This is a genomic window from Bacillus sp. 01N45 (assembly GCF_056399205.1).
In genome coordinates this window covers 84,889-109,344 of the sequence record NZ_JBFTQW010000004.1, presented here as the reverse complement: position 1 = coordinate 109,344, position 24,456 = coordinate 84,889, and the positions used below count along the sequence as shown (strand labels likewise).

The 24,456-nt window shown below is 35.9% G+C and carries 24 protein-coding genes, 2 pseudogenes and 1 riboswitch; of the genes and pseudogenes, 18 read left to right on the top strand and 8 right to left on the bottom strand.

What is annotated here, in order from left to right; genetic code table 11:
• Positions 1-93: 93 nt before the first annotated feature.
• Positions 94-1,524 carry a YfcC family protein gene (locus AC1DMU_RS11040; RefSeq protein ID WP_088064030.1) on the bottom strand — a complete coding sequence of 477 codons (1,431 nt, stop codon included), beginning with the start codon at positions 1,522-1,524 and terminating at the stop codon, positions 94-96.
• Positions 1,525-1,724: 200 nt separating this feature from the next.
• Here AC1DMU_RS11040 and rraA point away from each other — a divergent pair, with 200 nt between their 5' ends.
• The 7 genes from rraA (at position 1,725) to AC1DMU_RS11005 (ending at position 9,378) form a co-directional block, all read left to right on the top strand.
• Entirely contained in the window at positions 1,725-2,204 is a 480-nt protein-coding gene (gene rraA / locus AC1DMU_RS11035) for a ribonuclease E activity regulator RraA (RefSeq protein ID WP_088064029.1), read from the top strand.
• 338 nt (positions 2,205-2,542) lie between these two features.
• Positions 2,543-4,378 (top strand): DUF4430 domain-containing protein, encoded by a 1,836-nt coding sequence (locus AC1DMU_RS11030; RefSeq protein ID WP_088064028.1) that lies wholly within the window; start codon positions 2,543-2,545, stop codon positions 4,376-4,378.
• A gap of 57 nt (positions 4,379-4,435) precedes the next feature.
• On the top strand, positions 4,436-5,263 hold the full coding sequence (locus tag AC1DMU_RS11025; protein ID WP_088609313.1) for a DUF4430 domain-containing protein: 828 nt from the start codon (positions 4,436-4,438) through the stop codon (positions 5,261-5,263).
• A 22-nt stretch (positions 5,264-5,285) separates the two neighbouring features.
• Positions 5,286-6,164: an energy-coupling factor transporter transmembrane component T gene (locus AC1DMU_RS11020; RefSeq protein WP_088064026.1), complete on the top strand. Its 879-nt coding sequence runs from the start codon at positions 5,286-5,288 to the stop codon at positions 6,162-6,164.
• Positions 6,137-7,798 (top strand): ABC transporter ATP-binding protein, encoded by a 1,662-nt coding sequence (locus AC1DMU_RS11015; RefSeq protein ID WP_097906982.1) that lies wholly within the window; start codon positions 6,137-6,139, stop codon positions 7,796-7,798. The genes AC1DMU_RS11020 and AC1DMU_RS11015 overlap by 28 nt, the downstream gene beginning before the upstream one ends.
• Positions 7,771-8,472, top strand: a complete 702-nt coding sequence (locus tag AC1DMU_RS11010) for an ECF transporter S component (protein WP_000044898.1) — start codon at positions 7,771-7,773, stop codon at positions 8,470-8,472. Before AC1DMU_RS11015 ends, AC1DMU_RS11010 begins: the two co-directional genes overlap by 28 nt.
• 183 nt (positions 8,473-8,655) lie before the next feature.
• Entirely contained in the window at positions 8,656-9,378 is a 723-nt protein-coding gene (locus AC1DMU_RS11005; protein ID WP_088064025.1) for a YwiC-like family protein, read from the top strand.
• 32 nt (positions 9,379-9,410) lie between these two features.
• Here AC1DMU_RS11005 and AC1DMU_RS11000 read toward each other — a convergent pair whose 3' ends face one another.
• Positions 9,411-9,602 (bottom strand): hypothetical protein, encoded by a 192-nt coding sequence (locus tag AC1DMU_RS11000; protein WP_000545003.1) that lies wholly within the window; start codon positions 9,600-9,602, stop codon positions 9,411-9,413.
• 122 nt (positions 9,603-9,724) lie between these two features.
• Positions 9,725-9,823: riboswitch (SAM riboswitch) on the top strand.
• A gap of 40 nt (positions 9,824-9,863) precedes the next feature.
• On the opposite strand from AC1DMU_RS11000, the gene AC1DMU_RS10995 reads away from it, so the two are divergent.
• The 4 genes and pseudogenes from AC1DMU_RS10995 to AC1DMU_RS10980 all read left to right on the top strand — a co-directional run bounded on the left by AC1DMU_RS10995 (position 9,864) and on the right by AC1DMU_RS10980 (position 11,774).
• Positions 9,864-10,181, top strand: coding sequence for a hypothetical protein (locus AC1DMU_RS10995; protein ID WP_002096439.1), 318 nt, complete (start codon positions 9,864-9,866; stop codon positions 10,179-10,181).
• Positions 10,182-10,434: 253 nt separating this feature from the next.
• Positions 10,435-10,824 (top strand): SWIM zinc finger family protein, encoded by a 390-nt coding sequence (locus AC1DMU_RS10990; protein ID WP_060487719.1) that lies wholly within the window; start codon positions 10,435-10,437, stop codon positions 10,822-10,824.
• Positions 10,825-10,847: 23 nt separating this feature from the next.
• Complete coding sequence (locus AC1DMU_RS10985; protein ID WP_088064024.1) at positions 10,848-11,423, top strand: NAD(P)H-dependent oxidoreductase; 576 nt, start codon at positions 10,848-10,850, stop codon at positions 11,421-11,423.
• Positions 11,420-11,774 (top strand): annotated as a pseudogene (locus AC1DMU_RS10980) (group-specific protein). The gene AC1DMU_RS10985 and the pseudogene AC1DMU_RS10980 overlap by 4 nt, the downstream one beginning before the upstream one ends.
• A 40-nt stretch (positions 11,775-11,814) precedes the next feature.
• Here the strand turns inward: AC1DMU_RS10980 and AC1DMU_RS10975 are convergent.
• Positions 11,815-13,161 carry a short-chain fatty acid transporter gene (locus AC1DMU_RS10975; RefSeq protein WP_060487716.1) on the bottom strand — a complete coding sequence of 449 codons (1,347 nt, stop codon included), beginning with the start codon at positions 13,159-13,161 and terminating at the stop codon, positions 11,815-11,817.
• Positions 13,162-13,573: 412 nt separating this feature from the next.
• On the opposite strand from AC1DMU_RS10975, the gene alo reads away from it, so the two are divergent.
• The 3 genes from alo (at position 13,574) to AC1DMU_RS10960 (ending at position 18,173) form a co-directional block, all read left to right on the top strand.
• Positions 13,574-15,112: an anthrolysin O/cereolysin O family cholesterol-dependent cytolysin Alo gene (gene alo / locus AC1DMU_RS10970; RefSeq protein ID WP_476941500.1), complete on the top strand. Its 1,539-nt coding sequence runs from the start codon at positions 13,574-13,576 to the stop codon at positions 15,110-15,112.
• Positions 15,113-15,434: 322 nt separating this feature from the next.
• Positions 15,435-16,664 carry a serine hydrolase domain-containing protein gene (locus AC1DMU_RS10965; RefSeq protein WP_088064021.1) on the top strand — a complete coding sequence of 410 codons (1,230 nt, stop codon included), beginning with the start codon at positions 15,435-15,437 and terminating at the stop codon, positions 16,662-16,664.
• A 768-nt stretch (positions 16,665-17,432) separates the two neighbouring features.
• Complete coding sequence (locus tag AC1DMU_RS10960; protein WP_088064020.1) at positions 17,433-18,173, top strand: DUF7225 domain-containing protein; 741 nt, start codon at positions 17,433-17,435, stop codon at positions 18,171-18,173.
• Here the strand turns inward: AC1DMU_RS10960 and AC1DMU_RS10955 are convergent.
• Positions 18,170-18,268: a YjcZ family sporulation protein gene (locus AC1DMU_RS10955; protein ID WP_088064019.1), complete on the bottom strand. Its 99-nt coding sequence runs from the start codon at positions 18,266-18,268 to the stop codon at positions 18,170-18,172. The genes AC1DMU_RS10960 and AC1DMU_RS10955 overlap by 4 nt on opposite strands.
• A gap of 49 nt (positions 18,269-18,317) precedes the next feature.
• Here AC1DMU_RS10955 and AC1DMU_RS10950 point away from each other — a divergent pair.
• Positions 18,318-18,563 (top strand): annotated as a pseudogene (locus AC1DMU_RS10950) (DUF5360 family protein); the annotation flags it as partial.
• 164 nt (positions 18,564-18,727) lie between these two features.
• On the opposite strand, the gene AC1DMU_RS10945 reads toward AC1DMU_RS10950, so the two are convergent.
• Positions 18,728-19,273, bottom strand: coding sequence for a transcriptional regulator (locus AC1DMU_RS10945; RefSeq protein WP_088064018.1), 546 nt, complete (start codon positions 19,271-19,273; stop codon positions 18,728-18,730).
• Positions 19,274-19,400: 127 nt separating this feature from the next.
• Here AC1DMU_RS10945 and AC1DMU_RS10940 point away from each other — a divergent pair, with 127 nt between their 5' ends.
• From AC1DMU_RS10940 to AC1DMU_RS10930, 3 genes are read left to right on the top strand one after another with little or no spacing between them, the layout of a single operon-like run.
• The gene (locus tag AC1DMU_RS10940) at positions 19,401-19,640 is read left to right on the top strand and encodes a PLD nuclease N-terminal domain-containing protein (RefSeq protein ID WP_087984180.1); all 240 of its coding nucleotides are present in this window, start codon (positions 19,401-19,403) and stop codon (positions 19,638-19,640) included.
• Positions 19,637-20,542: an ABC transporter ATP-binding protein gene (locus AC1DMU_RS10935; RefSeq protein WP_088064017.1), complete on the top strand. Its 906-nt coding sequence runs from the start codon at positions 19,637-19,639 to the stop codon at positions 20,540-20,542. Before AC1DMU_RS10940 ends, AC1DMU_RS10935 begins: the two co-directional genes overlap by 4 nt.
• The gene (locus AC1DMU_RS10930) at positions 20,539-21,327 is read left to right on the top strand and encodes an ABC transporter permease subunit (RefSeq protein WP_088064016.1); all 789 of its coding nucleotides are present in this window, start codon (positions 20,539-20,541) and stop codon (positions 21,325-21,327) included. The genes AC1DMU_RS10935 and AC1DMU_RS10930 overlap by 4 nt, the downstream gene beginning before the upstream one ends.
• Before the next feature lie 63 nt (positions 21,328-21,390).
• On the opposite strand, the gene AC1DMU_RS10925 is transcribed toward AC1DMU_RS10930, so the two are convergent.
• The 3 genes from AC1DMU_RS10925 to AC1DMU_RS10915 form a co-directional block, all read right to left on the bottom strand.
• Positions 21,391-22,650 (bottom strand): serine hydrolase domain-containing protein, encoded by a 1,260-nt coding sequence (locus AC1DMU_RS10925; protein WP_088064015.1) that lies wholly within the window; start codon positions 22,648-22,650, stop codon positions 21,391-21,393.
• 101 nt (positions 22,651-22,751) lie between these two features.
• Positions 22,752-23,951, bottom strand: coding sequence for an MFS transporter (locus tag AC1DMU_RS10920; RefSeq protein WP_087984184.1), 1,200 nt, complete (start codon positions 23,949-23,951; stop codon positions 22,752-22,754).
• 15 nt (positions 23,952-23,966) lie between these two features.
• The gene (locus AC1DMU_RS10915) at positions 23,967-24,383 is read right to left on the bottom strand and encodes a MarR family winged helix-turn-helix transcriptional regulator (protein WP_046954781.1); all 417 of its coding nucleotides are present in this window, start codon (positions 24,381-24,383) and stop codon (positions 23,967-23,969) included.
• Positions 24,384-24,456: the final 73 nt, after the last annotated feature.

Below are 24,456 nucleotides of genomic sequence, written 5' to 3'. Positions count from 1 at the left end.
AATCCCTGTTTATATCTATACTAGAATAAGTGATTTTTATAGGATTGGAGAATAGAATCGATATTTTATTAAGTAAAGTATAATATGAGTCTTTTAATACGGTCCCCACTCAATATTCACGCCAATAATAAGAAAAATAAGTCCGATGATAAACCAAATGAATGCAAGTGGAGCCATGAAGCGAATCCATTTGCCGTAAGAAATGCCGCTCGCTGCGAGTACGCCCATTAAAACACCGGAAGTTGGATTGAGGCAGTTTACTACACCTTCTCCAAGCATAACAGCTTGTACTGTAACTTGACGTGTAATGTGCATGAAATCAGCTAATGGAGCTAATATCGGAATGAAAATAACAGATTCTCCTGTCCCGGATGAAATGAGGAAATGTAATGCGGCACTACTTACATACATGCCGATAACGCCAAATACAGGGCTTTGTCCTTCGAGAGACTGTGCGAGTTGGTTAACGATTGTATCAAGTAATTTGCCTTGTTCTAAAATGACTGAAATACAACGAGCCATTCCGACGATCAAAGCACCGTATATGAGATTTTGGCAGCCTGCTAGAAAAGTAGAAGCGATATCGTTCGCTTTCATACCACCTATTATTCCAGCTGTAATTGCTATGAAAATAAAAGTAGCGGTCATTTCTGCGTCCGTCCAATGTAGACGAAAAGCGCCTATTAAAAATGCAATTAACGATAAAGCTGAAACGAGTAAAATTAATTTGTGACGTATTGTCCAAGGAACTTCAGTTTTCTCTAGTTCTTTCTCACTTGAAAGAGCATTACTTGGAAACCAGTTATCTCCGAGTATGCTTCCTTTATTCGATTTCTTCAAACGTTTTACGTACCAATTAATATATAAAATGGTAGCAATTAAAAAAGAGATATAGATTGCTGTGCGTAAACCAATTCCTGAAAACATCGGAAGTTCGGCGATTTTTTGTGAAATGCCTAAAGGTGAGGGAGATAATATAGTAGCATTAAAACCAGCATAAGTGCCTAAATAAATAATTGCTACACCGACGATAGCATCCCATTTCAATGTGCGTGCAACGATGATGCCGATGGGGATAAAGCCTATAACTGAGTTAACGATAATGCCAGTTGTTCCGAGAATAGAAAAGAGTGCGGCGACAATACAAATGAAAAGTAATTGCTGATTACGAAATTTGTTAATAACATGATAGATTAAACCGTCAAGAGCGCCTGTTTTTTCAAGAATGGCAATGGCTCCACCTGTAAATAAAATTAAGAAGATGATAGGAGCAGCAAGTGTCATTCCTTTTTCAATAGCGGTAAAAAAAGAAACAAACCCTACCGGCGATTGTGGAACGGAATGATAACTTCCTGGTATTGTCGTTGTAACAGTACCGTTTGTAACTCTTTTAAACTCTCCAGCAGGAACGAAATATGTAGCAATGGCACAAAGTAAGGCAATAAAAAATAATAGTACGTACGCGTCAGGCATTTTAAACTTTCGTTTACTCGGCTGCTTTTTTACCTCGGTATGTAATTGCATAAAAAACCTCCTTTTTCACCTAGTTAATTTTTAATATTCTGAATCTTATCTGTGAAATAGATTATAATAAAGGTGGCTTCTTAAGGCAATAGTTTTTCTATCCTTTTCTTACACATACAAATTCTTGCAACATTAGACAGGGAAACGAAAAAAATCAAAGAATATGTTATATAGAAAGAATAAGGAAAAGAGGGAAAAAGATGTGGAAAACTACGGATCTATGTGATGAGTTTGAAAAGGATTTACAAATATGTCGCCAGTCTTTTCGGTCTTTTGGGAAGAAAGAACAATTTCACGGGAAAATTGCAACGGTAAAAGTGAAGGATGATAACGTACTAGTGAAGGAAGGATTGCAAACATTACCAGAAGGAACGGTATTAGTCGTTGATGGCGAAGCGTCTACGAATTGTGCGTTACTTGGCGATAATTTGGCAGCTATTGCGGAGGAAAGAAAGCTGGCAGGAATTATTGTGAATGGATATGTTCGTGATTCTAGTGAACTAAAGAATATTAATATTGGTATTTTAGCGTTAGGAACGATGCCAAATAGAAGTATAAAAGAAGGAAAAGGAGAGCGTGGTATTTCATTGCAATTTGGACAAGTAGAATGGAAGCCGAATGAATATGTGTATGCGGATGAAGATGGCGTCATTATTAGTGAAAAGAGTTTGCATCGTTAAAGGATAGTAAACTACTATTCTTAGAAAATAAATCCGATAAAGCATGGACAAAATTCTTTGTCAATAGTAAAATAATACAGAAATTTATAATTAACAGAATGTATAGGTTTATCGTTTTACGATAACTGAAATGGAAGTAAGTAGTGCCTAGAAAAGTGAATGTTATCACAATGATACGTTCATAAACAAAATTATTTTTCCTATACAAATATAGCCGCGAATGATGTGGGTAGGAGGTGTTGCACAGTTTGTTCGACACTTACAAAAAAAGAGTGTCAATTGCACGCCCTTGAAGGGTCTTTTTTTGTGTGAATAGTAGTAAGGGAGGAAATTTTGGGATGGCAATGTTGAAAAAATGGCTGCTTACGTCGTTAATGGCAGTTACACTCGTATTTGTTTCTTTTGCGAATACAGTACATATTACGTTTGCTGAAGGAAATAAAGCAAAACTTGCAATTATTGGTGAATCACAAAAGGGCATTATGTTATGCCCGAAAGAAGAGCAAATTACAGATGGGGAAACAGCTTTAAGTTTGCTGCAAAAAGTCATGGGGGACAAAGTAACAGCAGAGACGATGTCGTTTGGAACGTATGTTAAAGGCATTGACGGCTTAATGGCTGGGGACACAAGCGGCTGGTTGTATGATGTAAATGATAAATCTGCAGAAGTTGGAGCAGATAGTTATAAATTAAAGTCTGGAGATGTTGTTGTCTTTCGTTTTGTTGCAGACTGGAGCAATATGAGCCAGGAAACATTACAGCAAACATTAGATAAATTTGGTACTTGTAAAACTGTAGAAGAACCAAAGACAGATGACCCAAAACAAGAAAAACCAGAAGAACCAAAAACAGATGATCCAAAACAAGAAAAACCAGAAGAACCAAAAACAGATGATCCAAAACAAGAAAAACCAGAAGAACCAAAAACGGATGATCCAAAACAAGAAAAACCAGAAGAACCAAAGACAGATGATCCAAAACAAGAAAAACCAGAAGAACCAAAAACAAATGTTGAAAAGGTAGAACAACCAAAGCAAGAGAACATTCAAGTTCCAGTAGCGCAAGTAAATGAAGCGATTTTTAAGACATCTGAAAAGATGTTACAAGATGGAATTGAAAGTGATTGGGTAGCTTTAGGCCTTTCTCGTTCTGGAAAGAATGTTCCAATTGAGGCGAAATTAAATTATGTTAAGTCAGTAACTGAAAAAGTAGAAAAGCGCATTAACCGTTTTTCAGCGACAGATTTAGCTAGAACGATTATTATGATGAATGCAATGCAAGCAGACCCTACAAAGGTTGGCGAACATAATTTAGTTCAAAAATTGTACGAATCAGATAAAGTGAATTCTGTTACAGGTTATACATTTGCTTTACTTGCATTTGATACGAAGAAATATGAAGTGCCAGTGAATTCAAAATGGAATCGAGTTGCTTTAGTAGATGCGCTTTTAAACTCACAGCATACAGATGGTGGCTGGACTTACGATAGCGCAAGCAGTAAAGACAGTGCTAGTAGCGTTGATGTAACAGGTATGGTTTTATCAGCATTAGCTCCTTATCAAGAACGAGAAGATGTGAAACCCGCTGTGCAAAAGGCTGTTGCCTATTTATATAACGAACAGCTAGAAAACGGTGGTTTTTCTGCTGATGGACAAGAAAATTCTAATAGTGTTGCACAAGCAATTATTGGATTATCTCTTGTACAAGATGTAGATCAAAATCGTCTACATAAGGCAATGCAAAATCTACTGTCATACCAACTTCCAAATGGTGAATTCAAATGGTTACCAAGTGATCAAAACGGTAGCGGAATGGCTACAGAGCAAGCATTCTTAGCTTTACTTCAGTTTAAAGATCTTGGGAAATCGATTTATGACTGGTCAACTGTATCTGTTCCTGAAATTGATACGAAACCAAATGTGGATGCAGAAAATATTGTAGTAGAAAAAGAAGTTACTGAGCAACCAGAAGAACAAAAACAAGTACAACAAGAAACGAAAGATGACACGCTAAAAGTTGTTGTCGATAACGAACCGGTTAAAAGCAAAAAGTCAGGAAACGGTAGCACGTTACCAAAAACAGGAGCATCTTCTCATAGTGCAGCTACAGAAGTAGGTATGGGTGTATTATGTATTGCTTCTGCATATGTATTATGGAGACGTAAAGCAGCTTAACAAAAATTAGGAGCAATCATTTGCTCCTAATTTTTAATATGAAAGGTGAGAGACAACATGAGTAAGATGAAATGGTTTATTTCTTTAATGCTTTCACTTGGGCTACTTGCCGGGTGTGAAGAGGCAGCTGTAAAGCCTGAGAAGAAAGTAGAACCAAAGCAAGAAGAGGTAGCAAAACAAGAAGAGAAAAAAGATGAAGCGAAACCGGAAGAAAAACCGGAGGAAAAACAAGCTGAACAAGAGCAAAAGCAGCAAGAAGAGCAGAAAGAGAAACAAGAGCAAAAAGTAGAAGAGAAGCCGAAAGAAGAAAAGGCACAGGCACAACCGGAAGTAAAGAAAGAAGAGAAACCTCAGGAACAGCCTGCTACTAAGCAACCAGAACAGCAAAAAGCACAAGAAGAGAAACAACCGAAAGCGCAAGAAATAAAAGAAGAAGCGAAGGTTGTGAATCAGCCGAAAGAAACACCGAAGCAGGAGCAGAAGGTTGATCCGAATAAAGAGCAACAAGCAACTGTACCAACGCCACCAACACCGGTACCAGATCCAGTACCGCCAGTGCCAGTGCCAGATCCAGTAATACCAAAACCAAAACAAGTCACTATCTCAGTAAAAGGTGATAAAGGGTACTTATTAGGTGCGAAAAAAATGGATGTACAAGAAGGCGATACTGTTTATAAAGTATTGCAGCGTACAGGTTTAGATGTGGATGCAATGGGCTCTAAAGGTGATATTTATGTAAAAGGTATTAATGATTTATATGAAAAAGATATTACAGATACTAGTGGATGGAAATATCGTGTGAACGGTGCGTTTCCAAACCATAGTGCAGGTGTAGTAACAGTTAAACCAGGAGATACAATTGAGTGGGTGTATGTATTAAAATAAGAAAGGCATTCGGTAAAGGACTATGAAAATAAGTTTTTCTTCTTTACATCCTTTTGTGAATTTTTTCTATTATATCGGGGTGATGATACTATGTATGATGTGTCTTCATCCTCTTTTTTTAATTGGAGCAATACTATTAATCGTCATAATCAATATAATGCAAGGGAATAGTGAAAAGATAAGAAAGATGTTACCGAGCACAATCGTTTTCTTTTTTATGGTCATTTTATTTAATTCGTTATTAACACATAGAGGGCGAACTACGTTATTTTGGTTAGGTGATAGCCGTATTAAGCTTGAGGCGATTATGTTTGGAGTAGTAATGGGATTATTATTAGTTGCGATTATGTTTACGTTTGCTTCGTATAATGATATTATTTCGAGTCATAAATTTTTATATTTGTTTTCTAGAATTTCACCGAAGGTAGCATTGTTAACGATGATTACGGTGAGGTTTGTTCCTTTGTTTATGAGGCGATTACAGAAAATAACACTCGTTCAAAAAACGAAAGGTGTACAAGTAGACGCAGGTTCCATTGTAGAACGGGTGAAAAATGGTATGCAATTGCTGCAAGTATTATTAATTTGTTCATTAGAAGATGCGCTGCAAACAGCAGATTCTATGCAAGCTCGTGGATTTGGTGTAACGAAGCGTACGACATATATTCGGTATAGAATGGAAAGACGAGATTGGTATACGCTCAGTTATTTAAGTATTCTACTTATCATTGCTATTATATGTAATACGTATGGCGGGGGAAAGCTAATCATTTATCCGAAAGTCGAATCTATTCTATTTCAGCAATACGATGGAGTGATGTTCGGAGTATTTATGATGTTTATTAGTCTACCAATTATAATGGAAGGAAAGGAATGGATATGGTGGCGCATGCAGAAATAAACAATTTATCATTTGTATATGCTGATGAAAACGAATATGCGTTACAGCATATTTCTCTTTCTATTCAAAAAGGAGAGTTTATTGCACTTGCTGGAGGGTCAGGCTCTGGAAAGACGACTTTATTGAAACATTTTAAAAAGGAATTACTTCCAATCGGTACACGTTCAGGAGAAATTTTTTATGATGACGTTTTATTAGAGGAAGTACCTGATTTATTATCTGCACAAGAAATTGGTATGGTATTTCAAAATCCAGAAAATCAGCTCGTAATGGATACGGTCATTCAAGAATTAGCATTTTCTTTAGAAAATATCGGGTTACCATCACAGATTATTCAAAAACGAATAGCAGAGCTTATTAGCTTCTTAGGATTTCAAGATTTATTGCATCAATCTGTTCATACGTTATCTGGTGGACAAAAACAACTTGTCAATTTGGCTGCGGTACTAGTTATGCAGCCAAAACTATTATTATTAGATGAACCGACGGCGCAGTTAGATCCCATTGCTGCGAAAGAGTTTTTAGGATTGTTAAAACGTATTAACGAAGAACTTGGTATTACGATTGTGTTAAGTGAACATCGTTTAGATGAAGTGATCCCACTTGCTACGCGCGTTATTTGTATGAATAATGGTCAAATCGTGTATGATGGAAATCCTAAAACGGTTATCGCGAACATGTGGGAAGTAGAAAAATTCCGTCCATTTATTCCGCAAATTCCAAGATTGTTTTTAGAATGGAATGCGGAAGATATTCCGTTTACAGTGCGAGAAGCGCAAATGAAACTGAATCATTTTTCAGCGATATCATATGTGAATGAGCCAATAGCACAAAGTGAAAAGCGAGAAGTCATTTTAAGTGCAGAGCATATTTCGTTCCAATATGAAAAAAATAGTCCACTTATTTTACGAGACTTAACCGTATCGATTGAAAAAGGAAAATGGGTAGCTCTCGTTGGAAAAAATGGTACAGGTAAGTCTACACTGTTAACGATTTTAGCTGGATTACAAAAAGCGAGAAGAGGGAAAGTAAAGTGGAATGGGAAAGTGATACATAAAATTGATTCGAAAGAACGATTTAAAAGGATCGGGTATGTATCGCAGCATCCGTATTATCATTTTACATTTGATACAGTGTGGGAAGAAGTGTATGAACGTGCACGAGAGTTATACGGAAAACAAGGAAAAGAAATAGCAGAAGATATGTTGAAGAAGTTTTGGTTGTATTCGCTTAAAGAACGCCATCCGCATGATTGTAGCGGGGGAGAGCAACAACTACTTGCGTTATGTACAACGTTATTATCAAAGCCGACTTTATTGTTACTTGATGAACCGACAAAGGGATTAGATCCGTGGAAAAAAGAAAGAGTAGGAGAGCTATTTAGAAAGCTGCAAAAAGAAGGTACAACAATTGTAATGGCAACGCATGATATTGAGTTTGCAGCGAAATACGTTGATCAATGTATGATGTTATTTGACGGAGCAGTCATTATGAATGACACACCGAAAGAATTTTTTAGTGGCAACTTCTTTTATACAACCTCTATTAATCGATTTATTCGAAAAGAGTTACCATATGCATTAACGTGGGAGGATGTGTACGAAGCGTGTCCAAACGATATGTTGCATTCATAATATGTATTTTTGCAGTAATAATAGGCACACTACTCTTTACTACACTTATCATGGATGGTTATTACATGTTAAGTAGTTTGTTTTTATTAGTTGTTATTATGTTGCCGTTTTATATCCGTTTTGAAAGGAAGGCGTTTGTTTCACGTGAAATTGTTCTCGTTGCTGTGTTAGCGGCAATTGCAGCAGTTAGCCGTGTACCATTTTCTATTTTACCAAGTGTACAACCGACTTCTTTTGTCATTATCGTTTCTGCAATCGTGTTTGGAAGCGAAACTGGTTTTATGATCGGTGCAACAGCAGCTATCGTATCTAACATCTTTTTAGGGCAAGGTCCGTGGACGCCGTGGCAAATGTTTTCATGGGGCATGATCGGGTTTATAGCTGGATTACTTCGTAATACATTTTTAATGAAAAAGCTATGGGGAAGGCTTCTATACGGATTGTTTGTTGGATTTTTATTTGGCTGGATTATGAACTTATGGGGGCTTCTCGGTTTCATACGTGAGGCAACGTGGGAAGCAGTCGTTTCGTATTATATTGCAAGTTTTTATTTCGATTTGAGTCATGCAATTTCGAATGTTATTTTCTTACTACTATTTAGTACGTCTTGGATTACGATTCTTACGAGATTTAAAAAGAAATACGGCATATTAGATAAGCATAACATGGCATAGAAAAGCATACTCATATAAGGTAGGGTCGCGACTTACATATTCGTTTGCCTCTTTCATGCTTCTTACACATTGTAAGGAGCATTTTTTATTGTCAAAAAATAGTCCAATATATATACGTTACTATATAAAATTATTTGTATAATAGTAGGTGAGAACTGCTTTCAAAAGGGAGGTGTATAGTTAATGAAGTTAGTTATTCCGAAGCAACACGGTGCATGGGCCATGCTCGTTATACCATTTCTATTAAGTGTCATGCTTGGGAAACCTACTATGTATCATATTCCATTGTTTTTAGCTTGGTTCTTTATCTATTTAGCTACGTATCCATTTCTTACGTACATAAAGCAAAAACGAAAAAAAGAGTACTTACATGCTGCAATTGTATATTTTATCATCGCGTTCGTATTTGGAATGATTTCTCTATTATATGAATGGCGCATTCTTTTATTCGTAGTATTCATGATTCCATTATTTATTGTAAATATGTATTACGCTCGTCAAAAAAATGAAAGAGCGTTACTAAATGACATTAGTGCGATTATTGTTTTCTGTATTGGTGGTTTAGTTAGTTATTATTTTTCAATGAAACTTATAGATAAAACAGCATTATTTATTGCGCTTATTTCATTTTTATATTTTTTAGGAAGTACATTTTATGTAAAAACGATGATTCGCGAGAAAAATAACCCGAAGTATCGTCTTATATCATGGGGGTATCATATTGTATTAACAGTCATTGTCTTTGCTATCAATCCGTGGTGTTCTCTTATTTTTATACCGAGTGTCATCCGAGCAATTATGTTATATGGCAAAAAAATTTCTATTATAAAAGTAGGGGTTTTAGAAATTGCTAATTCTGTATATTTTTTAATTATAACGGTAATAATTATGAAGTATGCCATTTGAAAAAACTTCCCACCTTATGATGGGAAGTTTTTTCAATCTTGTTCTAAAATATGAACCGTGTAATCACAGCGTTGAATAGCTTGTTCGATCGCATAAAGTGATTGTTCAATACGAGCGCGATTAAAATCTTTTTCAACAGTCTGTAGCGCTTCTTCTAAACAATGTTTTGCTTCTTGTAATGATTGAAAAGAATTTTGGACATATCCGCGAGCATTTTCGTGCATTTCATAATCCTCCTTGCATATTCATATATGTATAGTATGAACAGTAAGGAACAAAATATAATTTGTTATATTTGTTTGACAATTAGAATGAAATTACGTATAGTAAGAATTAAGTGAATATTTTCTTATCCAGAGAGGTGGAGGGACTGGCCCGATGAAACCCAGCAACCGCGATGCAGGTGCTAATTCCAGCAGAACATATTTGTTCTGGGAGATAAGACGAAGATATATACGTAACTTCTTCTTATCGGAGAGGTTTTTTTGTTGCAAAAAAACCGATTACGAAAATTTATATTAAGAAGAAAGGGGTTGCGAAGTACTGTGACACTCGAAAAATACGTAAAACTGCGTAGTACAGTTTATGAATATATGATAGAGCAAGATAAGCCAATATCATTGTTAGATATTCAAGAACATATCGTTTCGCATCATGAAGGAAAATTCACGAAAAAGATGTTACATCAATTTTATTTATCAAGACTATTAGATGAACTGAAACTGGATGGGAAAATTACATTAGCTGATGAATATCTCTATACTGAAAAAGGGGTATTTTATAAGGCGGGAAAAGGGAGCTAAGCTCTCTTTTTTTTGGAGTATGTAGCGTAAAAGACTGCTTAAGCAGCCTGATACAAGGGAATGGTGTTGAGTGTGTAGTGTCAAAGATTGAATGTGCCTGAAAGAGGCACTTCATATCGGCTGCAAATGAAAAGAGACACCTCCGCCGAATAGGTGTCAGTCGTTTTGTCATATAGACTTGCTATTTGACAGTTATTAGAATAACATGCAGGGTTTTGGAAGTCAAAAGGGAATTAAAGGAAGAGGTGTTGTTATGTACGCTTACTTACTAAATGATATAACGAAATGGATTCCTAAGTACATTATGGATAAAGGTTATGAATATTATGAAGAAGGACATGTAGAAGATGTTGAAATACAAGAAAAGAAAATATTTGCTTTTGTTACTGGAAATGCAGGAAACTATGAAGTAATGATTGATCTTGAAAATTTTACAGAAAGTAGCTGCGAGTGTCCATATGAGAATTATTGTAAGCATATGGCAGCAGTTGTTTATGATATTCAAAGTGCTGGTGAGAGTACGGTGAAAGAGAAACTGAAAGATTTAGAAAAGGAAGAGTTACTTACATTATTAAATCGTTTATTACAAAGTTCGAAAAACGTGCAAATTGTAGAGAAAATGTTAAAGAAGGGGAAACTTTAACTTATAGAGGGAGTTGTTATGTAGTGAATGTACTAATTGTATACGCTCATCCTAGTCCTTCCAGTTTTAATGCGGGGATATTAAAGCATGTGCAAAAAGGATTACAAGAAACAAATCATTCGGTTACGGTACTTGATTTATATAAGGAACAATTTAATCCCGTCCTTGTATTTAATGAGGAGAAGAAAAGACGTGATTTAGTAAATGAAGAAGAGACAGCTCGGTACAGAACGTTAGTGGAAGAAGCGGATACTCTTCTCTTCATTTATCCAATATGGTGGTGGGGGATGCCAGCTATTTTAAAAGGGTTTATTGATCGCATTTTCGTAGCTGGTTTTGCTTATAAATATGAAGGTGCCCTGCCGAAAGGCTTATTGAAAGGTAAGAAGGCATGGGTAATTAATACGTTAGACTCACCGTTATGGTACGTCGCACTACTATATCGATCAGCCGATTGGATTATAATGAAGAGAGGTATTTTACGTTTTTGCGGCATTCGCGATATAAAACGATCTGTTTTTCAATCTGTGAAAACGAGTAAACGAGAGAAGCGGGAAAAATGGTTATTACAAATAGAAGAAAAGGCTCGTACGTTATGAATGAAATGGAACGTATTATAAATTGTTGTCAGTATGATAACGAACTTTTTCGTACATATATTAATTGCTTAATCCAATTGAAGAAATGTAGTGAAACGTTTCAACAAATACAGATTCAATTAAGAAATGATTATTTAATAAGAGGAATTTGTGAAAGAGAAGTGGATGAGGTAGTAAGAGGAAGTAAAGAGTATGAAACGTATTTTCTTCCTAAAGCGTTACAGTGGAATTTCTTGAGGGAAAATCCACATCTGATTGAAAAAGTATGTGAAGATTTTTTTGCATTTGAGGCATTACAGCTTACGGATATAGAGTTGGAAGATCGTGATAAATTGCGTGGGAAATAAGTGATTTATTATATAAAAAAGCTAGTATAAAACTAGCTTTTCGTTTAAATAAATAAGAAACATAGACTAATGATAAATCCTGCATATAGTAAGTTAACAACGCAAAATCCCATAATATCACGAGCACCTAAACCAGCTATCGCTAATGCCGGTAATGCCCAGAATGGTTGAATCAAATTCGTCCAAGCATCGCCCCACGCAATTGCCATTGCTGTTTTTGCGGCAGGTACACCAAGTTCAGCGCCAGCTGGAATCATAATTGGTGCTTGCACAGCCCATTGACCCCCACCAGATGGAACGAAAATATTAACGATTCCAGCACTTAAAAAAGTAAAGAGCGGGAAAGTCGTTTCGTTTGAAATGCTAATAAAGTAATTCGAAATAGCCCCTCCAAGTGAAAGTCCTTCACTATTCGCTCCAATCATCATCCCCATAATTCCTGCGTAAAACGGAAATTGAAGTAAAATGCCAGAAGCACTTTTCGTAGAGTCTGAAAAAGCGCGAATATATTGAATCGGAGTACGGTGGAAAATAAGTCCAGCAATTAATAACATAAAAATAACGATGTCTAGCGTAAGGTTAAAGCCTTTCGTATAAAAATAATTGAAAATATAAATGAGACCTAACAATCCAACGCAAAGTGTAATAATGATGCTATTTTCCATTTTTTCGGCGAATGTATTGTTTCCTACTTCTTGCGCGGCAGCTTCTTCATGGAATACGCTAGGATCTACCGTTATCGTATGTTTTTCATCTGGATGCATCGCTTTATTAATGAGAGGCATCGTAACGAGAAAAATAATAACTGGTACAAGTGCGTATGGTGAGAATAACGTTTCTGTTATTGGAATCGCTTCTTTAATACTTCCAGCTGTCGTTTTAATTAACGTTTCGCCGCCTGTTGCTAACGTAAGAGGAATAGAAGCAGAAAGCCCCGCATGCCAAATGAGAAATCCAGAGTAAGAAGAGGCAATGGCTAGTCTATAGTCTAATCCTTCAAGCTGCCGTGCTACTTCTTTTGCATATAAAACAGATACAACAATACCAAATCCCCAGTTTATGTATGCCCCTAGTAAACTTACGATTGAAATGGCAATAATACCTTGTCCATTCGTTTTCGGTAGTTTTGCCGCTTTCGTTAATCCTTTTTTAATGAGAGGCGCGTTTGCTAAAGCAGATCCTGTCACGAGTACAAGTGCCATTTGCATAGAAAAGGCGAGTAGTCCCCAAATGCCATTACCCCAGTGATTAATCATTTCCACAGGTGTTTGGTGAGTCGCAAACATGCCGAAGAAAATAACGAAAACAGTTAATAAACATGATAAAATAAACGGCTCTGGCAAGAAACGTTGCACTAAGGCGACGCAACCATTTGTAAAAGAACGAAACAAAATAGATCAACCTCCTTATGTATATGTATATGTATTACAATTATTCGAGGTTGATTCGTTCATAACCTTTTAGAATTAGAAAATTCTGATATTTTTGGAGGGATTGAAATATTGTCAAGAAGAGTAGTACCACCATCACCCTGACAGAAAAAGTTGCTTTTCCTCAATATGAAATATTGCATATAAAAATGAATTGATGCAAATGCAAAAGCTTATTATAATGAAAGCATAAATATACAACGCATCTTAATACAGCAAAGAGGAGGAAGTAATATGGAAATCGCAATGGCAGTTTTAAAATTTTTAGGTGGAGTAATTCCTTTAGTTCAAGAACTTTTAAAAGCGTTTATGTAAGGTTATTAGTTAGCTATCATATATCAATCATTATTATATCTTACTAAAAAAGAACGGGGTGATTTTTCTGAATAATAAGAAAAGTACCAAGAGAAGAAAGTTCCTTGCATGTTTATTAGTTAGTTTATGCACTCTTAATTATTCATCTATTTCTTTCGCAGAAACACAAGCCGGTAATGCAACTGATATAACTAAAAATGCTAGTAGTATTGATACTGGTATAGGAAATCTTAAATACAATAATCAAGAGGTTTTAGCTGTAAATGGTGATAAAGTAGAGAGTTTTGTTCCGAAAGAAAGTATCAATTCAAATGGTAAATTTGTAGTAGTGGAACGCGAGAAAAAATCACTTACAACGTCACCAGTCGATATTTCGATTATTGATTCTGTAGTAAATCGTACGTATCCAGGAGCTGTACAACTTGCCAATAAAGCATTTGCAGACAATCAACCGAGTTTATTAGTGGCTAAGAGAAAGCCTTTGAATATTAGTATAGACTTACCTGGTATGAGAAAAGAAAATACAATCACTGTTCAAAATCCGACATATGGTAATGTGGCTGGAGCAGTAGACGATTTAGTATCTACTTGGAATGAAAAGTATTCTACAACACATACGTTACCTGCAAGAATGCAATATACAGAATCTATGGTTTATAGTAAATCACAAATCGCAAGTGCTCTTAATGTTAACGCTAAATATCTTGATAACAGTCTAAATATTGACTTTAATGCGGTAGCAAATGGAGAAAAGAAAGTGATGGTGGCCGCATATAAACAAATATTTTATACTGTAAGTGCTGAACTACCAAACAATCCATCTGATCTCTTTGATAATAGTGTTACTTTTGGTGAGTTAACTCGTAAAGGAGTAAGTAATGCGGCTCCACCTGTTATGGTTTCAAATGTAGCTTATGGTAGAACGGTTTATGTAAAATTAGAAACCACATCTAAGAGTAAAGATGTACAAGCTGCTTTTAAAGCTTTACTTAAGAATAACAGCGTCGAAACGAGTGGACAGTATAAAGATATTTTTGAAGAAAGTACCTTTACTGCTGTCGTATTAGGCGGAGATGCGAAAGAGCATAACAAGGTTGTTACAAAAGATTTCAATGAAATCCGAAATATCATTAAAGATAATGCTGAATTAAGTYTTAAAAATCCAGCATAYCCAATTTCATATACAAGCACTTTCTTAAAAGATAATGCAACTGCTGCTGTTCATAACAATACAGATTATATYGAGACGACAACTACAGAATATTCAAGTGCTAAAATGACACTTGATCATTACGGTGCTTACGTTGCTCAATTTGATGTATCTTGGGATGAATTCACATTTGATCAAAATGGGAAAGAAGTATTAACACATAAAACATGGGAAGGTAGTGGCAAAGACAAAACGGCTCATTACTCTACAGTTATCCCTCTTCCACCAAATTCAAAAAATATAAAAATTGTAGCAAGAGAATGTACAGGTCTTGCATGGGAATGGTGGAGAACAATTATTAATGAACAAAACGTTCCGTTAACAAATGAAATAAAGGTTTCAATTGGAGGAACAACATTATATCCAACTGCTACTATTAGTCATTAGGTTGGAGTAAAGCGCCCTGGTTATAGGGCGCTTTTTTACTTGTTTGAAAGAATATCGGTGTTTTTAGATGTATCATAATCAATTCGCAAATCTTGTAATCATATTTTTTTATGGCTGTATCAATGTTATTAATGATTGCATTTCCCATTATTAAATCCCCATAAATGTAGCCTATCTTAGGTTGATAGTGATGCATGGTGCCTCAATGTATATAAATGCATTTTGTCGAAATTATTAAAAAGGGGAATTTTTCTATTTGAAGAACTAATAATTGATTGTCAATATGTATTAGAAATCTCAATCTAAACTAAAGGAGAACAAAATGGGACAAAACAATAAGGGCTTTTCTGAAACAGGATTGCGCAAAATGCGCAATATATTGGCGCGGCATGTTGATTCTGGAAAGATTCCTGGGCTCGTCGCCTTAGTCAGCCGAAACGGCGAGACGTATGTCGAAGCGCTTGGAACAATGAGGCATGATGGTGGTGCACCAATGCGTCGGGACACGATTTTTCGATTGGCGTCCACTAGCAAGCCAATCGCAGTTTCACCAGTAATGGTTCTGCTCGATGAGTGCAAACTGCATTTAGACGACCCAGTAGACAAATGGCTACCGGAACTCGCCGACCGACAAGTGTTGAAACAGCCCGATGGCCCGCTAGAAGAGACCGTCCCAGCACGACGTCCTATCACTGTACGAGACTTGTTGACCTCCACATTCGGGCTCGGAGTGGATCTCACGTTGATGGGTTCTCCAATCATGAACGCGTTCTTCGAGAGTGGGATATTCGACACGCCAGGTCAGGATATGCCCGATCCAGATGAGTTTATGCGTCGCCTAGGTGCACTTCCGCTAAGCTATCAGCCCGGAGAGCGGTGGCAGTATCATATCAGTATAGAAGTAATCGGCGTTCTTGTTGCCAGGGTCACGGGTCAGACGTTCGAGTCGTTCTTGCGCGAACGCATATTCGATCCGCTAGGAATGAAGGACACTGGATTCTACGTACCTCAGCTCAAGATTGATCGGCTTCCACCAGCCTTCAACCCCAATCCGCAGACAGGTGAATTCATCGTTTGGGATGAGGGGGCGGGTGGACGTTACAGCAAACCTCCAGCATTCCAAGCAGGCGGTGGTGGACTGCTTGGAACCGTCGACGATTATCACGCGTATTTGCAGATGCTTTTGAATAAAGGGGTGCAYGGTACTAAACGGATCTTGTCTAGGCCCGCAGTCCAGCTGATGACCACCAACCGTCTTACTCCGGAACAACAAGTATACCGAGACGATTTGGCCAAAAATAACGTCCATTTGTCGTTCGGACAAGGGATCCAAGGTGGCTGGGGCTTTGGGATGGCGGTGCGTACCTATCTTGGAGACTACGCGTCTATTGGTCAATTCGGCTGGGATGGTGGAACCGGTACTTCAGCTTACGCTGATCCAGATAAACAGTTTATTGGAATTCTGTTCACCCAGGTTGGGATGTCCACTCCGGCCCCATCGCATCTTATCCAAGACTTCTGGACCACGACCTATCAAGCGATCGAAGACTAGGGTATCGTTTAAAGGAAAACGCCAAGACGGATAGATAATCATAGGCTTGATGGCCACGATCAACACCATGGTTAAAAGTTAGGATAGGACCGTGTTGGAAGTACTGCGGTAATAGTTGGGCATTATTAATAATAGCACAACAAAAAATCCCCTTGGATGCAAGAGGATTTTTTTATTGGGAATAGTAAGGACGAGAGGAGGTGCATTACATATGGGAAAAGGTAGAAGTAATAATGCTGGTAAAAAGCAACCGAATTTCGATGATTCATCTAATTTCGCTAAACAAAGCCAACCGACAGAAAAGAAGAAGAAGTAAAAAAAGGATCTCTCTTGATAAAGAGAGATCCTTTTTTAATATATTGACGTTTCGGCACAACATATCGATTGCTCAACCAAATAGTCATTATAGTCATTCAGGCAAGGCTTAAACTCCTTCGAATGGAAGTTAATTTAATATTATTGCCCTGCTTTTTATAATGCTTCTTCACGTTTACCTTATTTAAAAAGCCAATAAAAAAAAGACACGTTTCCTAAATAAACGAGCTCTTAATGGAGTATTATCTTTATTTTGAGCATTTAATAAAATTCTCCAATTTATATTTTACTCTAATAGTCTATGAAATTTAATTAATTAAATGTAAAATTTATATAGTAAGTTATAAAAATTTATGAAGAACTTTAAATATATTATTCTACAATTAGGCCAAATTATAGAGTGCAAGTTCTACTAGGCTTAAAACTATTGAGAAACATGAGGAGAGGATTACATTGACTATTTATGAGCAATTTATAGAGGCTCTTAAAGAAAAGATAGGCGATACTGTAACATCTGCAGAGATAAAGGACAGATTAATAACAAAATTTAATACAAAACCGGGGAGTATTAATCCTGCTGATTATTGTTATAACCGTTATAACAAAGGGAGAGCTGTTAATAAAAATCTGTTTATATATATAAATAAAAAAACTTTTAGATATGTAGGTGAAAATTATCCTTATACAGGATTAGTTTTTCACAAACCTAAAGGGACAGATTGTGAATCTGTTGTAGGTGAGTGGGATAATGGGAAACTTCTTGTCTATGGGGATAAGGATAAAATAGGAATCTCACAAATTAAAAAGTTATATGAGGCATATTTTGAAATGTTACGATTTGAAATGAATGTTCTTGGTTGTAAGGCGACTGAATTAAGGCATCTTATAGGTCGTCTAGGTGAATCTTTTTGTGTTCTTTATACGAATGGTGAGCTATCCAAAGTGACGAATCAGCATGGATATGATGTCATTAAAGATGGACGAAGAATAAGTGTTAAAACAACTGCCCAAGAAAAAGGGTTTATCACGATCAATCAAAACACATTTGACCAATTTGATGACTTCTTTGTAGTTCAGTATAAAGATGATGAGTTGAAAGTATTATTTTATGGGCCAAAGGAAGAACTTTCGGCGCTTAGACCATATGGGAATAATTATGAGGTCGATATAAATTCTTTTCTTATAGTTTTTTAGCAGAAGCAAGCAGCTCCAACGATGATTAATAAAATAAACAATACAACTAATAAAGTAAAACCTTCAGCAAAATCGCAACTACCACCAAATCCCATAATAGTTCCTCCTTTAATAAGAGGGAACAACAGGGGTATGCTCATGTAATTACATTCTAAAAAAAAACATATTTGGAGCCACTTGGCGTTCTTATCATTAATTTTAACTTTTTGTTCAGGAATACAAGCTCTAGCATTTTGGACAATCCGTTTAGATTTCGATATTTCTTGGTGGATTCCTAATTTATATTTATTAGTTTACCCATGCTTCTTTTTAAAAAGTGTTTGGAGAGAGTGTGGACGGTATGACAGTAGCATGAGAAAAGAAAGAAAAGAAAGAAAAGAATTCATTTAATAAAAGAAAGACAGGGGCTTTAAGCACATTCGAATTCTAGATCAGTTTTTTCGCTAGCCTTACAGCAGAAGTTAAAACAGAAGCTAAACAATTTTTGAAATGAAAATAGCCGATGTTTCCTTAACATAGGAAACATCGGCTTGTATTATTTATATTGAGTTAGTTTACGTTTCTGGAATAATTGTAATAGCGACGGTCCGAACAGGAGCCTCTTTTTCGTCACCTTTACTTTGGGTATGGTAGTATTTATTCATTAATTCATTAAGTTCGTTTTGAAAGTTCATAAAGTGTTCTTCATCTAGCTTTAATTCCACTACAGAAAAAGTAGCATTATCTTCTTGACTGTTTTGTTCCTCTAATTTTTTAAGGTAACTTTGATATTGTGTCATAAGTGATAATTGGTAATAGGAAATGTAATTTAACTTTTCCTCATCACATAATCCTTTCCACTCACTTCCTTCAATTTTTGCATCTTCTTCATTGATTGCGTAATATTTTTCAGAAACAGATTTTACCTTTTTTTCGTTAATTACATGGACGATATCAGAATCAACCATAGTTTGTAGATGTCTATATAGAGTTGCTTGTGGTACATTTTTAATGATTTTTACCATTTCTAATGGTGTTAGTCCATCTTCTTTATTTCTCATTAATACTTGGCAAATTTTCATTCTTACTGGATGCATTAAGATTTCAACTTTATTACTCACTATATATCACCTTATTCATTATTTATTCTCATTATAAATAATGAGAATAATGTTTGCAATGCATCTGCTCTTGATTTATCATTATTATTATCAATAATGATAATGAGTTTAGGAAGGAATGATAAAAATGCAACTACATTATGGATGGAATGATCTTAAAGACATGGATATTATGGCGTTTCTCCCAATCATATTGCCAGTTATTGCAGTCGGGGTACTTTTAGTTTTCATTGCACTAATTGATTTATACCGACATAGAAAAACAAGAAAAAATGTACTTGTATGGGCGCTAATTATTCTTTTTGTTAACGTATTGGGACCTATTCTATACTTTGTTATAGGGAGAAAGGACAGTGAGAAATTATGAAATTAGAGATTAGAAATGTAACAAAATCATTTAAAGGGAAAATTGCTGTCAATACTTTCTCAATGGAACTGCAATCAGGGGAATGTGTAGGGTTAATCGGACCAAATGGAGCAGGGAAATCTACATTAATAAAAGTGATTTCGGATATTATTAATCCAGATGTGGGTGAAGTGTTATTGAATGGGATAAAAATATCAAAAATGAAAAGGGAAATTGGCTACTTACCGCAATACCCTAATTTTTTTCATTGGATGACAGCGCGAGAAACCCTTATGTTTATGGGGCAACTTTCAGGGATGAAAAAAGAAGCATTGTCAAAGTCGATACCAAAAATTTTGGAGAAAGTTGGATTAAGTGGGGAAGAAGATTCGAAGGTGAGTACCTTTTCTGGTGGAATGAAACAAAGACTCGGTATTGCACAAGCATTACTGCATAAACCGGCGCTTATTGTCATGGATGAGCCAGTATCCGCATTAGATCCAATAGGTAGAAGGGAAGTATTAAATCTCATTGAAGAAATAAAAAAAGATACGACTATTTTATTATCAACCCATATATTGAGTGATGCAGAAGAAATCTGTGAACGATTTGTCATGATTAAAGATGGAACAAAGATAGAAGATACAACAATTACTGAGCTTTTACACCGTAATAGCGAAAATAAATTAATCATTGAAATTACAGCTAAAGATCGAGAGTGGATTGACGTTGTAAAAAATTTGCCTTATGTGAAGGATGTAGAAGTGATTGGACTTAAAGTCAAAGTGAAGGTTGAAAGTATCAAAATAAATAAAAATATGTTACTGCAAAATGCACTCGAACATAAAGTGGACATCGTTAAGTTTGAAATAAACAACGATACTTTAGAAGAAATTTTCTTGAAATTGGTGGTGCAAAAATGAATAACTCAATGATATTGATAAAAAAAGAATGTGTTCAAATGTTACGTGATTTTAAGATCATTTGGCTACCAATTGTTTTTATATTTTTAGGGGCAACACAGCCAATAGTAACGCATTACTTACCATCCATTTTAGGAGCATTAGGTGGAGGGCAGGGAATTACCATCGATCCAAGTATGACATCACAAAAAGGAGGCGAAGTATTAGCGAGTACTTTGGGGTCTCAGTTTGATCAGCTCGGACTTATGATTCTAGTGATTTCTATGATGGGTGCTATTCAAACAGATAAAGCTAACGGTATGTTGGCCTTTATTTTAACGAGACCTGTTACGGTTACTTCATATATAGTGGGGAAAATAGTATCAAATTATGTAATAGTAGCGCTTAGTGTAATGATTGGATACTTTACCTCTTATCTATATACAAACTATCTTTTTACTGTTGTTCCGTTTTCGCACATGATTACTGGATTACTATTTTATTTAATTTGGGTTCTTTTTATCGTATCTTTCACAACAATGATAAGTGCTATTTTTCACAGTCAAGGTATTATTGCACTAATTTCAATTGTTGTTCTTTTAGCTTGTAGAATAATCGTCGGTTTGAGTCCAATAATAGATCAAGTTAATCCAGCCAGTATGAGTAAACACGCAATGGAAACGTTAGTCACAGGGGGAGTGAATGCAACTGCAATGGTCAATGTACTACTAACGATTATTTGGATCTTATTGACACTCTTCGTGACAAATTATTGGATTGCTAATAAAAAATTCACGTATGAATAAGAAAAGAATAATCGTGATGAGGGGATTTATTAAAATAAATACCCCAATAAGAAGAAGCTTCCACTACTGTGGAAGCTTCTCTAAATGATGTGCAATATCAATATACATATTTGAGTAGACTGAATGTATTTCATTACTTGGCGTAGCGTTAGAAGAGAAGTGGACAATGACCATATTTGCTTTCGGATCGATGTAAAGTGTTTGTCCGTAACTACCTAACACTTCAAAAGCACCTTGTTCATTGTGCGGAATCCACCATTGATTATGATAAGAAATGGAAGCTCCAGGGCCAACTGCAAGTTCACCTTCTTGGACATTTTTTATATCTTTAGTAATAGAAGAAGGGAGAATTTGTTTTCCATTATATTCCCCGTTGTTTAATAGTAATTGCCCGAATCTAGCCATATCTCTAGCAGTTGCATTTAAACCAGCGCTAGCTTGTTCAACTTTTGTTTCATCGGTGACATAATAAGCATTTTCTTCCATACCAATTTGAGACCATATGCGTTCGCTAACATTTTCAGCTAATGATTTACCCGTGATAGTTCGAATAACCCAAGCGAGTGTTTCGGCTGATCCGTTATCGTAAGAAAAATCGGAACCAGGCGTTGCAGTTTCTTCTGCTTCTCGTAACATATCATAAATTTTCATCGGACCGTCGTAGTTTTTACCTCTAGGTAAAATATTGCTCGCTAAATATAGTTGTGCATCTTGATTTTCTAACGCTGGATGTTCGTATCCGTGAGTAGGGTATTCTACAGAAACTTGCATGTCCATTAATTGCTGAAGTGTGGCATTACCGAACGGTGTATTTTTTAATTCTTTTATATATGCGTCAGCTGTTTTTTCTAAGTCAATACGATTTTCTTCAGCGAGAGATTGTATAATTGCACCGGTAAAAACCTTTGCTAATGACGCCATGCCATGAGGTTCACTCTCGTTATACCCGTTGAAATATCGTTCATAAACAAGTTGTCCATTGTGTACAACGACAAAAGCATCCGTTTTGTTATCGTCTAAAAGTTTTTTTAGAGGAGTTGTATTTCCAAATCTACGCTCTACAGCAAAATCGTCTAAGTTTTGTGATGCGGTAGAGAAGTGGGAAACGTGATCCGGGTTATTATTTACCTCGTTAATTAAAGTGAATTCTTTCATATGTGTGTACGACCAACGTAAGTAAGGATCATCTAACCAATTTTTTTTCGTCACGTTATTTTTTGATGGGATTGTTTTATTATGTTTGAAGTATGTAAAACCGAGCCCTGTAATTACAAATATGAATGTGATTATGAGTAAGAGTAGGGGAGATTTTTTAAGTTTCATATCGGTCCCTCCTTTTTTATTTCTATTATAAGTATACGCTTCTATTAAAAGAAATACAAAATAAGGAAAGTAAACGGGGAAGTTTACTTTCCTTATTCATGTTAAGCGGAAACTTTTCCATCTGTATGTTGTTTCTTGAATTTTTGTTTTCGTCCGTGTAATCCATAATATAGAAGTAAAGTGAAGGCAACGATAATAGCTGCGATAAAATACATATTATGGTAACTGGATTTCGCTGCGACGATACCTAAAATGAAAGAACCAAAGCCAATACCACTATCAAAGAATGAGAAGTAAGTAGCTGTCGCAGAACCACGTCGGTGGTTTGGAGCGGCAGAAATCGCAATCGTTTGGAAGCTAGGAATTAATGTCCCGTAGCCTAAACCGATTAGCATACCTGCGCCAAGGAACCAAAATGAAGTTTGTGCTTGGCTTAAAATAAACATCCCAATTGTGAAAATAATGATAGCAGGGTAAACAAGTACATTTTCACCGAAGCGATCAAAAATCTTTCCTGTAAATGGACGAGAAATTACAACAACAAGTGCGTATACAATAAAGAAGTAACTAGCAACTTCTCCTAAACCGATCTCTTTCGCATAAATAGGAATAAAGGATAAAATGCCACTATAAGAAAAGGCTAAAACAAATCCTGTCAGAGCGATCGGAATAGAGGATGGTTCAATTAAGTCCTTCCATTTCATTTTTTCTCGTTTTTGTTTGTTCACTGGTGCTTCATGCGGAATATTTACAAGTAGTCCTAATAAAAATGCAAGCAATGAAAATACGGAACAAACGATAAATAGTACAGTAAATGAAAAATGAGAAATAATTGTTAAACCTAAAAAAGGACCAATTACCATCGGCAGACTCATGAATACGCCGAAATAGGCAAGTGCTTCGCCTCGTCTATGAGCTGGCGCAACATCTGTGACAATCGTACCAGTTGCTGTCGTTGCCATACCGAACCCAATACCATGTAAGAAGCGAAGGGCAAGTAATAAAAATAAACTTTGCGCACCGAAATACATAACAGTAGCAGCTAAAAATAATGAAAGTGAAATAAATAATATTTTCTTTCTTCCTAAATCATCGAGCCATTTACCTGTAAATGGTCTACATAAAACAGATGAAATAAGAAAAACAGTTGCAACTAAACCAATTTCCTCAGGTTTTCCTTTTAGGCCGTCTATTACATAGACAGGCAGAGTAGTCATAAGCATGTAAAATGTTAAGAAGAGAAATAGACTACTAAAACAAGTTCCGAGGAAATCCTTCGTCCAAAGTTTCTCACTTTGCATCGTCATCCCTCCAATTTAATCTAAATTTTTAATAATTTGTTGTAACACTTCAAATGCTTGATGTAAATCATCTTCGTTAATATCTTCTAGTGTTTTTTCTTCGAAAGTATCAACTTCTTCTTGCCATACCGGAATCATTTTTATCGCTGTCTCTGATAAAGAAATGAGCTTCTCACGACGATCTTTTCCTTCTGTACGAATAATCCAGCCCATCGTTTCCATACGTGTTAACGTACGAGTCATCGTTGGTGATTCAACATTTAAGTACTGGCACAATTCTGTTTGCGTACAAGAACCGGTTTGATTAATGCGGAAAATAACAGCCCATTGCGCACTGAATAGCCCAGTTGGAGATACGCGTTCATTAAATTTCTTTGTGAATTTTCGAGAAGTCTGGCTGACAATGTGAAAAAAATGTTGTTTTTCGTCCATGTATTTTGATCCTTTCAAATTAGTTACCTAGCTAACTATATACTTTTTCATTATAATTGTCTAGTAATAGACA

Coding starts and splice junctions, on each gene's coding strand:
- AC1DMU_RS11025 (WP_088609313.1), top strand. CDS start 4,436: ATGAGTAAGATGAAATGGTTTATTTCTTTAATGCTTTCACTTGGGCTA.
- AC1DMU_RS11000 (WP_000545003.1), bottom strand. CDS start 9,602: ATGCACGAAAATGCTCGCGGATATGTCCAAAATTCTTTTCAATCATTA.
- AC1DMU_RS11020 (WP_088064026.1), top strand. CDS start 5,286: ATGAAAATAAGTTTTTCTTCTTTACATCCTTTTGTGAATTTTTTCTAT.
- AC1DMU_RS10955 (WP_088064019.1), bottom strand. CDS start 18,268: ATGGGATTTGGTGGTAGTTGCGATTTTGCTGAAGGTTTTACTTTATTA.
- AC1DMU_RS10925 (WP_088064015.1), bottom strand. CDS start 22,650: ATGAAACTTAAAAAATCTCCCCTACTCTTACTCATAATCACATTCATA.
- AC1DMU_RS10940 (WP_087984180.1), top strand. CDS start 19,401: ATGCAACTACATTATGGATGGAATGATCTTAAAGACATGGATATTATG.
- AC1DMU_RS10915 (WP_046954781.1), bottom strand. CDS start 24,383: ATGGACGAAAAACAACATTTTTTTCACATTGTCAGCCAGACTTCTCGA.
- AC1DMU_RS10990 (WP_060487719.1), top strand. CDS start 10,435: ATGTACGCTTACTTACTAAATGATATAACGAAATGGATTCCTAAGTAC.
- AC1DMU_RS10935 (WP_088064017.1), top strand. CDS start 19,637: ATGAAATTAGAGATTAGAAATGTAACAAAATCATTTAAAGGGAAAATT.
- rraA (WP_088064029.1), top strand. CDS start 1,725: ATGTGGAAAACTACGGATCTATGTGATGAGTTTGAAAAGGATTTACAA.
- AC1DMU_RS11030 (WP_088064028.1), top strand. CDS start 2,543: ATGGCAATGTTGAAAAAATGGCTGCTTACGTCGTTAATGGCAGTTACA.
- AC1DMU_RS11015 (WP_097906982.1), top strand. CDS start 6,137: ATGGATATGGTGGCGCATGCAGAAATAAACAATTTATCATTTGTATAT.
- AC1DMU_RS10920 (WP_087984184.1), bottom strand. CDS start 23,951: ATGCAAAGTGAGAAACTTTGGACGAAGGATTTCCTCGGAACTTGTTTT.
- AC1DMU_RS11040 (WP_088064030.1), bottom strand. CDS start 1,524: ATGCAATTACATACCGAGGTAAAAAAGCAGCCGAGTAAACGAAAGTTT.
- AC1DMU_RS11005 (WP_088064025.1), top strand. CDS start 8,656: ATGAAGTTAGTTATTCCGAAGCAACACGGTGCATGGGCCATGCTCGTT.
- AC1DMU_RS10930 (WP_088064016.1), top strand. CDS start 20,539: ATGAATAACTCAATGATATTGATAAAAAAAGAATGTGTTCAAATGTTA.